Below are 12,043 nucleotides of genomic sequence, written 5' to 3'. Positions count from 1 at the left end.
AATGAGTTTAATAAATGTTGGTCCATTTGAACAATATATACCTGACAATGAAAACGCTATTCAATTTGCACTTTATCTTCAAGATAAGCAGGGCAATGATTGGTATAGATCTCAAAGTCAATTTTCAATAGATACATTAAAAATTATGTATGATACTAGGGGGCTCATTCGTGCAATAACGACTGATGTATCTAAACTTGCGCCACTTGGTTTTTCCGTCGCAGAAATTAATAAGAATAATGCGCCCATCGGATTTGATGAAAAAACCAAAGAGAAATGGATATTTGACGGTCAGAAAATATTACTTTATGTTGCGACTAAAGAAGAATTAATACAGAAAGCAGAATATGAGAAATCTCAGTTACTGACTAAAGTTAATAATATCGTCACGCCACTACAAGATGCTGTTGATTTAGATATTGCTACAGAAGCTGAAAGAGAGGCTTTATTAGCATGGAAGAAATATAGAGTGATGTTGAACAGAGTTGATATTTCATTGGTCCCTGATGTTAAGTGGCCGGAGCAGCCGAAATAATGAAAATGGTCTGAATAGACAGGCTGTTTATATAATGATTTTGTTGATGTTCAGATACTGAAAAATTCAGATTTGAATTTGAAATGGAAAATTTGTGGTAAGAAATAAGAGAGGGGAGAGGAGAATAATTTCTTGATATTGAGTTGCTTATTATAATCAATCATAAGAAATTGTTAACATTATAAGTTATAAGAATATTTAATTAATCTGATAGAGTACCTAAGGCACGATCAGAGTCTTTGCAAAGATTCTGATCGTGGAAATCTTCAGGTATGGTTAATTTAGAAAAGCGTTACTGTAAAGCCGATGATTTTTGTCAGCAATTTATATCTCACTGTTCTTAAACAGAACTAGAATTAATTATAAAATAATATTATTTAATTTAAGGATTTTATATGAGTTCCAAGAATGATTTTAAGGCTTTTTCTATTGGTAATAATGCTAATGTAGCTAGTCAGGGAAGATATGAAGAAAGTAAGGATTTACTGACTGGGTTTCCAACAAATGATGTTCCTACTCATTTGTTAAATAAAGTATTGCGTCAATCGTCAATTATATCATCTGTCGTAGCTAATTTCATTGCGACACAATCTGGTAATGATGTTTTGGATGATGGGGATATAGCTAAACTCACCGCACAATTAAATAGGGCTTTAGAACAAAAAACCACAATAAAAGTTACAGATGCCTCGTTAACCCAAAAAGGCGTTGTTCAGCTTACAAATGTGATTGGCAATAGCGACACATTGGCGGTTACACAAAAGCTTGTTCAGGAAATAATAAATTCATTGCGTGAAAATATTGATAGTAGAGTACCTAATACCCGAAAAGTGAATGGGAAGGTGTTAAGCTCGGATATCAGTCTGAATGCCGTGGATATAGGATCATATGCTAAAGCAGAAATAGATCACCAAATTAATACCCGAGGAGCTAAAAATACAATCTTAAAATCGGAGAATGGTTGGTGGAAATGTGGTGATACTGGGATTATATTTCAGTGGGGAATGTCTGATGTTACTACATATGCTAATCCTAATGCTCAGGTTAATTTCCCAATTCCTTTTCCACAAAAGGTTATTATAGTTGGCCAGCAAGATAGCGCTGGTGGAATTACTACAGCAATTTGGCAAATAAATAATATTCAACTATCAGGCTTCTCTGCGGCAAATCTTGGCACCCTGAGTCGCAACTCTAAAGAGTTTGGACCGGTAGTTGGGTCAAGATGTGTTTGGTACGCTTGGGGCTTTTAATACCGGTATATTTCTTAACAATGTGATAAAGGTTAAAGAATTGGTTTTTTATAGATTTTTTAGGTAATATTCCTCCAAAGGGTAAACAATATAGCAGGCGAAGATAGTTTACCCAATGGAACAGCTTTTTAATAAATAGAGTAATCTATTGATAATTTTCCATGGCTATTTATATATGGATAATAAAAATTCGGAAAATTCAATTTTGAATCCCTCGGCTGGATCTGGCTCATCAGCACTTTCCCATACTTCCCGCAAAATATCTATGTTAGTCTTAATGCTCAAATTAAAAGTCAGGAGTTTTTAAATGAAGGATATAATGATTCGCCATATTGAAGAAGGCGATTGTGAACAAGTTCATCAGTTATACGCTAACCTGCAAGTTTACTGTGATACTTTGCAGTTACCCTATCCTTCTCTGGAAACATGGGCGAAGCGTATTACGAATATTGCTGAGGGGTGTTTCTGTTTAGTTACTTGTATTGATGGGAAAATTGTGGGTCAGATGAGTATAGAAATATGCCAGCTCTTGCGGCGTCGCCATATTGCTACTTTTGGTATGGGGGTACATGCTGATTATCAGGGGCGCGGTATTGGCAGTGAATTGATGAAAGCTATGCTCAATATGTGTGATAATTGGTTGAATATTGAACGTATAGAGATGGAGGTGTATACAGACAATCATGCTGCAATTGCATTATATAAGAAATTTGGGTTTGAGATTGAAGGAACAGCTAAACGTTACGCTTTTCGCAATGGTCAATATGCTGATGCTTATTATATGAGTAGGATTTTAGATATTAGTAAGCGATCTCACTCTCTGTTAGAAAACTAGTTTTTATAGATATAGTTTATAATGTAAATTATAATCTTAACTTTTGTAGTCAATAGGCTTAAATTGGTGTCGAATAAAGGGAGAATAAGTAAATTCTCCCAATTGTCTTTTACTTTAACAAAATTACAGAAATAAAAAATCAGCCATAAATGCTTGGTGAAAATTAACGAAAAATAGTTTTCAGATATTAAATATAAATTTGTGGTATGTTTTCGACTTCAAAATATTGAATTACTTATTGCTGCCAATTATATAAAAACAGTTAACCTTATAAGTAATAAGGATACCATATTATTCTTTTTCTGGACTAGACTTTGATTGGTATGAATTGCAGGGAGGTTATTTTGCAATAATTCAATATATTGATTATAACATCATTTAATTTAAGGAAGGTATATGAGTCACAAGAATGATTTTAAGGCTTTTTCTATTAGTAATAATGCTAATAGAATTAGCCAAGAAAGATATGAAGAAAGTCAAAGTTTGCAGTCAGGGTTTCCACCAGAGAATATTTCTATTCCTGTATTAAATAAAGCATTACGTCAATCATCGACAATAACCTCGGTGGTGGCTAATTTTATTGCGGAACAATCTAGTGATGATGTTTTGGATGATGGCGATATAGCTAAACTCACTGCACAATTAAATAGAGCGTTAGAGCAGAAAATTTCAAATATCTCTAACCTTCCTGTAGGTGTTCCTGTTCCCTGGCCGACTGTGATACCACCAGCTGGGTGGTTGCAGTGTAATGGTGCGCTCTTTGATAAATCGAAATTTCCGAAATTAGCAGAAGCTTATCCTGATGGTAAGTTACCTGATTTAAGAGGGGAATTTATTCGAGGTTGGGATGATAGCCGAGGTGTTGATAGTGGCCGTAGAATTCTAACTCCTCAGGGCGATGCTATCAGAAATATTGAGGGTTCGTTCGCTGGCACTATAGCATCAAACTATCATTTGGCAATAAGAGGCGCTTTTTATGCTAGTCAAGTTCTTGGAATAGCTACAGATGGCAGTTTCAAATCGGTAAATAATTCTAACACGGATACTCCATACGGCTTTGGATTCAACGCGGCAAGGGTTGTTCCTGTAGCCTCAGAGAATCGCCCCCGCAACATCGCATTTAACTACATTGTGAGAGCAGCATAATGACAGAACAAAAGTACTCTTTAGAGACAGAAGTTTCATAGGCTCCTGATATTGAGTGGTCAGAATAGCCGAGGTGACAGACAGTAATAATTAGATAATTTTATGTTTTTAGGTAAGAAAGGCGGGTTTGTAAGTAGCTATAAATGCCAGATATGGAGTTGGGGTTTTTCCCCCCCAAGCAAATCCCAGGCATAAAAAAACCAACCCTAACAGGTTGGTTTTTCTGGAGAAATTTGGTCGGCATGATAGGATTTGAACCTACGACCCCCGACACCCCATGACGGTGCGCTACCAAGCTGCGCTACATGCCGATAACTTTTATTATACTACTGATTTTATGAATTAAAGCAAGTGCTAAATTCAATGACCGATTGATTTTTAAGCATTTAATTAGCTATAAAATGTTTAACCTCTGTGAGTATCTGTAACAGTTGTGCCAGATTGGGTTTAGCATCTTTAACTTCATTGCCTTCAAGGTCATATAAGGAATAATCACCGTTTTTATCCAGAAACAGAGTGTTCTCACTGGTTGTAATGATCAGAGAACCATTATCACCGGTAATAATCAATGGGCTATTACGTTGTGCTGTAAACAGATCTTCGCCTTGAGAGTAATCATCAGGAGAGTTGCTGACATGTAACAAACGTTGCATCAATGTTGTCATGACATCCTGATGGCTTGTCAGCTTATCAATGGTCTGTGATGGTGTTCCTGGCCAATGAATAAGCAGGGGAACATGCGTTTGATCACGATTAAACCTGCCATTATTTATCCATTTAGGTGGATGCGTAGCTGTGATTTCACTATGTGCGGCGGTAATAATAATGACCGTATTATTTAGCGCGTTTTTGTTTTTCAGCGTCTCTAATACAGCATTAATTTGAACATCGAGAGCAGCCGCATTACCTTGTGCGTCGACTTTATCCAGTCCGTTCATCTTCAAGAAGGAGAACCACGGCGCGTTGTTAGTGGGTAAATTCAGCCATTGCTGCCATTGTGTTACCGTAAGTTGATTGTTTTGGTTGACCGCTGTGGGCAATGAGTAGTCGGAAAGTAATGCCTGACGATAAAGTGGAGTATTGAACCCTGTGGAAGAGAATAAGCCAAATTGATATCCCCGATAAGTCAGTGCATTGATCAGTGCGGATGATTTACGTCCAGCAAGTATTCCATCCAGATAGCCGGAAGAAATACCATAAAACAGCCCGAATAGGGCGGTATCATTTTGAATACCATTACTGAAATGTTGATTGAACTGAATGCCGGTTTCTCTGAAATGGGAGAGTACAGGCATATTCTCTGTAATGTCTTTATTATCCAGCCCATCAACCACTAGTATTAACAGGTTGTATCCGCTGCCTTTATCCTGATAAGTCAGATCGTTAAGTGGATATTCCACTGTTAATGCAGCAGGATCTCCCTGTAGCATAAGACGGCGCTGATATTCTTGTTGATCCAGAAGGCCATGTTTTTCAAGAAACTTGCGCGCTGTCATTGGATAAGAGAGCGGCAGGTTAGAGCGTTGCATGGTTATCGGACGATAAAAATTAGCATCAGCCCAGATATACATCATATGGGAAGCCAAAAAGGCAGAAATAAGGACGGCAGCCAATGGCTTACCAATCCGTTGCCGACTCAGGCTGCGTAGTTTCTGCCAACTCCAGGTACCAAATAACATCTGTACCAGAAAAATGACTGGAATACAGATGAACATAAGTTGCCAGTCCCGCGCCAGTTCCCCTTGATCAGGATTGATAACTAAATCCCAAACTAAAGGTGTTAGGTGAAGGTGGAAACGGTGGTAGATGGTAATGTCGAATATTAACAGTGTCAGCCCGGCTGTGGCGAAAATGGCCGAAAGAAACCTGAGCAGGCGCTGTGACATGACAATAAATGTCAGTGGAAACAGAATCAGCAGATAAGCGGCAAAAACAATAAAACTAAAGTGCCCAAGCCAACTGGTCAAAGCATAGACTCGGCCGAGCAGCGAACCCGGCCAGTCAGAAACAAACAGGTAACGGCTACCTAATCCAAGACTGAGTAGGATGTTAAACAAGGCAAACCAATGCCCCCAGCTAATCATCTGGGACACTTTTTCACGATAACGCTGACGGCTAGTCACCATATTTTGTTTACGTTGTGGTCTTTAGTTAAAAATTAATGGGCTTTATCTTCGTTTACTGAAGATTTAAGCGCGTGTGCAAACGAGTCGGCAATATGCCTGCGCTGGGCAGGAGACACACTCGTATTGATTAAATTTGTTACCATATTGCCAAGTACCATCAGAGAAAGGTCTGTCGGCGTATGGTTTTTTTCCAGAACACTGACCAATTCTGTTAATAAACGTTCAACGTGTTCGTCACTATAACGAGATGACTGTGGCATAAATTTAGACTTCCTGAACTAACAAAGCACACTATCTTACCGTATAGGTGCGTGATTTTCTGCTCTTTTGTGGCAAATTAATTCACGGTTAAGATTTTATGTTGCAGTAATAGCGCGTCTTTAGCAATTTTCTGATATCTGTCAGTAAATAATAGTTGATGGAACGTGGCGAAACATTATTTTTCCCAGGGTTTTTTATTGCAGCAGTTGGTTATCAGTGTTTGAATACGCCGTTAGATGCGAATGAAATAAGCAGCGAAAGGAGTAGAAAGAATGAGTCTGCAAATAGACCAAATTGCCTTGCATCAATTAATCAAGCGTGATGAGCAGACGCTGGATGTCGTGCTGCGTGATTCTCTGCTCGCCACCGATCGGGTGGTGGAAGATATGATGGCTGAATTACACCGTGTGTATAGTGCAAAAAGTAAAGCTTATGGCCTGTTTAATGAAGAGAGTGAATTGGCAGAAGCGCTCAGACATCAGCGTAAAGGTGATGAAGATTTTCTGGGGTTCAGTCGCGCAGCAACGGCACGCCTGAGGGATGAACTGGCAAAATATCCGTTTGCTGAAGGTGGGACGGTCCTGTTCTGTCAGTATCGCTATCTGGCGGTAGAGTATTTGCTGATTGCTGTACTTAATAGCTGTAACAGTATGTCTGTTAACGATAATCTGGATCTAAATACCACGCATTATCTGGATATTCCTCATGCTGATATTGTTGCCCGTATAGATTTGACTGAGTGGGAAACCAATCCTGAATCAAGCCGTTATTTAACGTTCCTGAAAGGGCGGGTAGGACGTAAGGTTTCAGATTTCTTTATGGATTTTCTCGCTGCCAGTGAAGGGATGAATGCTAAGGCTCAGAATAAAGGGCTGTTGCAGGCCGTTGATGATTATTGTGAGTCAGGTCAGCTTGATAAAAATGAGCGTCAGGCATATCGCCAGCAAGTATACAGCTATTGTAATGAACAATTGCAGGCAGGAGAGGAAATTGAGATTCAGGAGTTGTCTCAGGAATTGCCAACATTTGGTGAGCAGAATTTTCAGCAATTTTCTCAGGAACAAGGTTATGAATTGGAAGCGTGTTTTCCAGCAGATCGCAGTACATTGCGTCAGTTAACTAAATTTGCCGGAAGTGGTGGCGGATTGACAATTAATTTCGATGCAATGTTATTTGGCGAAAGAATTTTCTGGGATCCGGTAACGGACACTTTAACAATTAAGGGCACTCCACCAAATTTACGTGACCAGTTACAGCGCCGTAGTGGTGGTCATTGATCCCTAAAATAAATAACGCCGCAAATGCGGCGTTATTTACTCGGCGTCCCGAAAAGCTCGACTGTGGCTAATTAAGCACGCAGGAAGTCAATGTGCGCCAGTTTTGGTTTAAACGGATGGCGCTGTACAGCCTGCACTTTAACTTTAGTTTCTTTACCGTCGATAACCAGAGTCAGAACTTCGCTATAAAATTCTGCTTTTTGTTCCATATTGATAACTTGATCGTGATCCAGTTCAATAGAAACAGGTTCCTGGTTGCCACCATATACGATAGCTGGGAACTTGTTAGTTCTGCGCAGGCGGCGGCTCGCACCCTTGCCCTGCTCTTTACGTACTTCTGCATTAATAGTAAACATTATTTTTCTCTTTAAAGAAGAAAATAAATCCTGCTACAGGCGACCCAGCAGCAGGTTCGGGATTTGGTTTAACGCGGGCGCTAAACGGGCGGCATTCTAGCGAAAAATGGTTGTGACAGCAAATGGAATACGTCAATTGGGGCCTATTAATACAATTCATCTGCCCGGCGAAAGCGTCCTTGATAATCAAAGATCTTTTCACGAATCTGCCAGAACTGACCTTTTTTACGGGCGACGACAAAATCGGGATGACGTAATAAAGGTTGCTGATTAACGATGTCTGAAACCGTTTTCCAGTTAAAAGGTACCGCTGGGGCACGTTGATGCTGATGGAGAAACTGGTGTTCAAAGAGCCGTCGTTGAGCCGGGGTTGTAAGCCGGAAGCGTTCAGAGGCATCGGCACCATCTTCATCATAATAGATGATTTTCAGCCATTCTCCTTTACTGTCAGTTCCTGGGATGAGTTGCATACCACCGCAACGCAGTACCAAGGCATCTTTGAGTTTTAATGCCGCTTTCAGCATATCATCGGGATCGACCAACATCTCCTGGCAACGGTGACAACGCCGCGCTGCAATGTCATTTTCTGCACCGCAATGAGGACAGAGTTTAAAACGAAAGCGGAAATCGCATTGATGACGTTTGCCGTGTTGATCATCTTCCCAGCCCTGACAGCGGCGTCCAAAGTGTTCGATAATTTCACCGTCGGAGGTACATTTTCCCCAAAATATATTGGCAAAGTGACAGATAGGACAGAATACCTGAACCGGTTGGCTCTGCTTATCTGGCCGACTGTTGCCAACTTCCGGTGTGTAGAGATCGTGAGGATTTCCTGCATAGTCGAGAATAAGGCAATCTTTTTTACCCGGAAATAATCTTAAACCACGGCCGACAATCTGCTGATATAAGCTGACGGATTCGGTAGGGCGCAGAATGGCTATTAGATCGACATGAGGTGCGTCAAATCCGGTAGTTAATACGGTAACGTTAACCATGTAGTGCAATTGCTGAGTTTTAAAGGCTTCGATAAATAGATCACGATCAGTAGGTGATGTATTGGCGCTGACTAATGCGGCTTGGCCGGAAGGAAGTAATTGAAAGATCTCTTTGGCATGTTCGACTGTTGCAGCAAAAAGCATAACGCCTTTACGGTCAGCCGAATATTCAATGATCTGCCTGATAATATGAGGTGTGACGCGTTCTTGTCGTTTGATTTCACGGTTCAAATCCGTTTCATTGAAAATACCTTGCTGACTGGAGCGGACCTGGCTGAAATCATATTGCATAACTGGCATATCCAGTCGCTGCGGAGGGACCAGGAAACTGTGCTTAATCATATAGCGTAATGGCAATTCATATATGCAATCACGGAAAAAACTATTTTCATCACCGCGGATCATACCGTGATAGTGATATTGATATATCCAGCCGATAGCCATCCTGTAAGGTGTCGCTGTTAAGCCAAGAATACGGAGTTGCGGGTTATTTTGCCGAAGATGATGAATAATTTGCAGGTACTGGCTGTTTTCATCATCACTGATACGATGGCACTCATCAATTATCAGTAAAGAGAATTGATTATCAAAGTGCTGAAGATTACGGGCGACAGATTGTACGCTGCCAAAAACCACTTTTCCTGAACTTTGCTTCTGCTGCAATCCTGCGGAGAAAATATCTGCTTGTAAACCATATGCGCAATATTTGCTGTAATTTTGTGCAACTAATTCTTTTACATGTGCCAATACTAAGACTCTCCCGCGAGCCAATTTTGCCAGTTCAGCAATAACCAGGCTTTTACCTGCTCCGGTTGGTAACACAATAACTGCGGGTTCACGATGATGTCGGAAATGATTAACGGTGGCATCCACAGCTTCTTGCTGATAGGGACGTAAAGTGAAAGTCATATTCGTTCCGCAACAGAAAAATATTCGCGGAAGAGTAACATTTTTCTTATCAATTTGCTGTGGATAGAAGTAAGGTGAGATAATTGTCTGATTAAGTGAAACTATAACCCGTTATAACAAATAGATAATTGTTGTTTATAGTAAACATGGTTATGATTAGCTTTGAAAGCTTTTGAATTCATCTCACATCATCTTTTTTGGTGGCTTTGCGTTGTAAGATCAAGATAGTAGGGTCACGTTTATTTTTAAATTAATTTAATACAGGTATCTTCATCCATGCGATTGGATAAATTTTTGTCACAACAGCTTGGTATCAGCCGGAATGAAGTAGGGCGTGAGTTGCGCGCGGGGCGTATCACTGTTGATGATGAGATTGTAAACGCCGGGGCTTATAAATTAGCTCCAGAGCAACAGGTTATGTTTGATGGTTCATTACTGGAACAGCAGCAAGGGCCTCGCTATTTTATGCTAAATAAGCCGCAGGGGTATGTCTGTTCCACGGATGATCCGGTGAATCCGACGGTTCTCTATTTTGTTGATGAGCCAGCGGCGCATAAATTACACACGGCTGGCAGGCTGGATATGGATACCACGGGTCTGGTTTTGCTGACTGATGATGGTCAATGGTCCCATCGTATTACTTCCCCAAAACATCATTGTGAAAAAACCTATCTGGTCACTCTTGAATATCCTGTTGCAGAAGGGACAGCAGATAAGTTTCTTGCGGGTGTCCAACTCAATGGTGAAAAAACACTGACAAAACCTGCTCAACTGGAAATTCTGGCACCTCAATTAGCCCGTCTGACTATCAGTGAAGGGCGTTACCATCAAGTAAAACGCATGTTTGCAGCGGTAGGTAATCGGGTAACAGAGCTTCATCGTGAGCGAATCGGTGAAATTATCTTAGATCCTGAGTTGGAACCCGGGGAGTACCGACCGTTAACTGAGCGAGAAGTAGCCAGTGTCAATGCCCCTTAATCTTAGAGTTCATCCCTTTAGGGCTATTACACATTCACAAGAACAGTCCGTAACAATCATGCCTGCTGGGGCAGGTTCTTAGTTTTAGTTAATCATTTTAAATTATTGGAGTAATACGCGTGCAACAACAACGATCATCCTATTTAGGGTTGATTTTGATCCTTGGGCTGCTTTCTATGTTAATGCCTCTTGCCATTGACATGTACTTACCCAGTTTGCCGACCGTTGCCGAAGATTTCGGTGTGGACAGTGGGCGGGTTCAGATAACATTGAGCAGTTATATTCTTGGTTTTGCTATCGGTCAGATGATATATGGCCCAATGGCTGACAGTTTGGGCCGTAAGCCGGTTATTCTGGGTGGCGTTATTGTGTTTGCTCTGGCTTCAGCCGCGTGTACGATAGCCAAGGATATTGACGATTTTATTTATATGCGGTTTTTGCATGGGTTTTCCGCCGCTGCGGCGAGTGTTGTTATTAATGCTTTGATGCGGGATATGTTCACGAAAGATGAATTTTCACGCAGTATGTCTTTTGTGATATTGGTAATGACCATTGCACCATTAATTGCGCCAATTCTTGGTGGCATGATGATGATTTGGTTCACATGGCATGCTATTTTCTGGAGTATTGCAATTACTGCTGTTATTGGGGTATTCCTTGTCGCTTTCTTTATAAAAGAAACTTTACCGAAAGAGAAAAGACAAAAGTTTCATCTCCGTACAACCATAAGCCAGTTTATTATGTTATTCCGCCAGCGTCGTGTGTTTTGTTACATGCTTGCCAGCGGATTTTCGTTTGCGGGAATGTTTTCTTTTCTCAGTGCCGGGCCATTTGTTTATATTGAGTTGAATGGTGTGTCGCCGCAGAAATTTGGTTATTATTTTGCGCTTAATATCGTATTTCTGTTTGTGATGACAACAATAAATAGTCGTTATGTACAGCGTTTTGGTGCGTTGAGAATGATGTATTTTGGTTTGAGTGTGCAGTTTATTATGGGGATCTGGCTGCTGCTTTCTACCGCACTGAATTTTGGTTTTATTTCTTTGGTCATCGGTGTAGCAGCTTATGTCTGTGGTATTGCTATGATTACATCCAATGTAATGGCGGTGGTTTTAGATGGTTACCCGCATATGGCAGGGACAGTATCTTCACTGGCAGGTACCATTCGTTTTGGGATTAGTGCTTTGGTTGGGGTATTACTTGCCATGTTACCTGCGCGCAGTGCCTGGCCAATGGTTGGTTCTATGGTTTTATGTGTTATTTTGGCTACTTTGTTTGTTATATATGCAAAAAAAGGTCGTGGTTAAAAGTAGAAGGCTGCTTTATGTGTAGCCTTTTCCTTAGGGAGGCGTAATTTATTACAGAATGATGTCTT

Annotated in this window: 11 protein-coding genes and 1 tRNA gene; 7 read left to right on the top strand and 5 right to left on the bottom strand. The window is 40.6% G+C overall.

The window, feature by feature from the left end; translation table 11 throughout:
* Position 1 precedes the first annotated feature (1 nt).
* The 4 genes from ACGF63_RS14885 (at position 2) to ACGF63_RS14870 (ending at position 3,766) form a co-directional block, all read left to right on the top strand.
* The gene (locus ACGF63_RS14885) at positions 2-535 is read left to right on the top strand and encodes a tail fiber assembly protein (RefSeq protein WP_387631732.1); all 534 of its coding nucleotides are present in this window, start codon (positions 2-4) and stop codon (positions 533-535) included.
* A 395-nt stretch (positions 536-930) separates the two neighbouring features.
* Entirely contained in the window at positions 931-1,785 is an 855-nt protein-coding gene (locus tag ACGF63_RS14880) for a tail fiber protein (protein ID WP_239002269.1), read from the top strand.
* A 307-nt stretch (positions 1,786-2,092) separates the two neighbouring features.
* Positions 2,093-2,620: a GNAT family N-acetyltransferase gene (locus ACGF63_RS14875; RefSeq protein ID WP_152961714.1), complete on the top strand. Its 528-nt coding sequence runs from the start codon at positions 2,093-2,095 to the stop codon at positions 2,618-2,620.
* A gap of 396 nt (positions 2,621-3,016) precedes the next feature.
* Positions 3,017-3,766, top strand: coding sequence for a phage tail protein (locus tag ACGF63_RS14870; protein WP_036847994.1), 750 nt, complete (start codon positions 3,017-3,019; stop codon positions 3,764-3,766).
* Between the two features lie 234 nt (positions 3,767-4,000).
* On the opposite strand, the gene ACGF63_RS14865 is transcribed toward ACGF63_RS14870, so the two are convergent.
* From ACGF63_RS14865 to ACGF63_RS14855, 3 genes are all read right to left on the bottom strand, one after another.
* A tRNA-Pro gene (locus ACGF63_RS14865) sits at positions 4,001-4,077 on the bottom strand.
* A 75-nt stretch (positions 4,078-4,152) separates the two neighbouring features.
* Positions 4,153-5,892: an LPS biosynthesis-modulating metalloenzyme YejM gene (gene yejM / locus ACGF63_RS14860; protein ID WP_387631729.1), complete on the bottom strand. Its 1,740-nt coding sequence runs from the start codon at positions 5,890-5,892 to the stop codon at positions 4,153-4,155.
* Between the two features lie 32 nt (positions 5,893-5,924).
* Positions 5,925-6,152, bottom strand: a complete 228-nt coding sequence (locus ACGF63_RS14855) for a YejL family protein (RefSeq protein WP_036772527.1) — start codon at positions 6,150-6,152, stop codon at positions 5,925-5,927.
* A gap of 273 nt (positions 6,153-6,425) precedes the next feature.
* Here ACGF63_RS14855 and yejK point away from each other — a divergent pair, with 273 nt between their 5' ends.
* Positions 6,426-7,430 carry a nucleoid-associated protein YejK gene (gene yejK / locus ACGF63_RS14850; protein ID WP_036849180.1) on the top strand — a complete coding sequence of 335 codons (1,005 nt, stop codon included), beginning with the start codon at positions 6,426-6,428 and terminating at the stop codon, positions 7,428-7,430.
* A 71-nt stretch (positions 7,431-7,501) separates the two neighbouring features.
* On the opposite strand, the gene rplY is transcribed toward yejK, so the two are convergent.
* The gene (gene rplY / locus ACGF63_RS14845) at positions 7,502-7,786 is read right to left on the bottom strand and encodes a 50S ribosomal protein L25 (RefSeq protein ID WP_036849181.1); all 285 of its coding nucleotides are present in this window, start codon (positions 7,784-7,786) and stop codon (positions 7,502-7,504) included.
* Between the two features lie 146 nt (positions 7,787-7,932).
* Positions 7,933-9,690, bottom strand: a complete 1,758-nt coding sequence (locus tag ACGF63_RS14840) for a DEAD/DEAH box helicase (RefSeq protein WP_387631724.1) — start codon at positions 9,688-9,690, stop codon at positions 7,933-7,935.
* Positions 9,691-9,966: 276 nt separating this feature from the next.
* On the opposite strand from ACGF63_RS14840, the gene rsuA reads away from it, so the two are divergent.
* Both rsuA and ACGF63_RS14830 read left to right on the top strand, forming a co-directional pair.
* Positions 9,967-10,668 carry a 16S rRNA pseudouridine(516) synthase RsuA gene (gene rsuA, locus ACGF63_RS14835; protein WP_036849183.1) on the top strand — a complete coding sequence of 234 codons (702 nt, stop codon included), beginning with the start codon at positions 9,967-9,969 and terminating at the stop codon, positions 10,666-10,668.
* A 119-nt stretch (positions 10,669-10,787) separates the two neighbouring features.
* Positions 10,788-11,975, top strand: a complete 1,188-nt coding sequence (locus tag ACGF63_RS14830; RefSeq protein WP_387631720.1) for a Bcr/CflA family multidrug efflux MFS transporter — start codon at positions 10,788-10,790, stop codon at positions 11,973-11,975.
* The last annotated feature ends 68 nt before the right edge of the window (positions 11,976-12,043 follow it).

Origin of the sequence: Photorhabdus sp. RM322S, assembly GCF_042879395.1 — a bacterium.
Taxonomy (GTDB): domain Bacteria; phylum Pseudomonadota; class Gammaproteobacteria; order Enterobacterales; family Enterobacteriaceae; genus Photorhabdus; species Photorhabdus khanii.
Note: the sequence above shows the minus strand (reverse complement) of the source record. Positions and strands in the feature narration are given on the sequence as shown.

What these genes read in the sequence shown, in the direction of transcription:
- ACGF63_RS14840 (WP_387631724.1), bottom strand. Translation starts at nt 9,690, where the DNA reads ATGACTTTCACTTTACGTCCCTATCAGCAAGAAGCTGTGGATGCCACC.
- ACGF63_RS14880 (WP_239002269.1), top strand. Translation starts at nt 931, where the DNA reads ATGAGTTCCAAGAATGATTTTAAGGCTTTTTCTATTGGTAATAATGCT.
- yejM (WP_387631729.1), bottom strand. Translation starts at nt 5,892, where the DNA reads ATGGTGACTAGCCGTCAGCGTTATCGTGAAAAAGTGTCCCAGATGATT.
- rplY (WP_036849181.1), bottom strand. Translation starts at nt 7,786, where the DNA reads ATGTTTACTATTAATGCAGAAGTACGTAAAGAGCAGGGCAAGGGTGCG.
- yejK (WP_036849180.1), top strand. Translation starts at nt 6,426, where the DNA reads ATGAGTCTGCAAATAGACCAAATTGCCTTGCATCAATTAATCAAGCGT.
- ACGF63_RS14870 (WP_036847994.1), top strand. Translation starts at nt 3,017, where the DNA reads ATGAGTCACAAGAATGATTTTAAGGCTTTTTCTATTAGTAATAATGCT.
- ACGF63_RS14875 (WP_152961714.1), top strand. Translation starts at nt 2,093, where the DNA reads ATGAAGGATATAATGATTCGCCATATTGAAGAAGGCGATTGTGAACAA.
- rsuA (WP_036849183.1), top strand. Translation starts at nt 9,967, where the DNA reads ATGCGATTGGATAAATTTTTGTCACAACAGCTTGGTATCAGCCGGAAT.
- ACGF63_RS14855 (WP_036772527.1), bottom strand. Translation starts at nt 6,152, where the DNA reads ATGCCACAGTCATCTCGTTATAGTGACGAACACGTTGAACGTTTATTA.
- ACGF63_RS14885 (WP_387631732.1), top strand. Translation starts at nt 2, where the DNA reads ATGAGTTTAATAAATGTTGGTCCATTTGAACAATATATACCTGACAAT.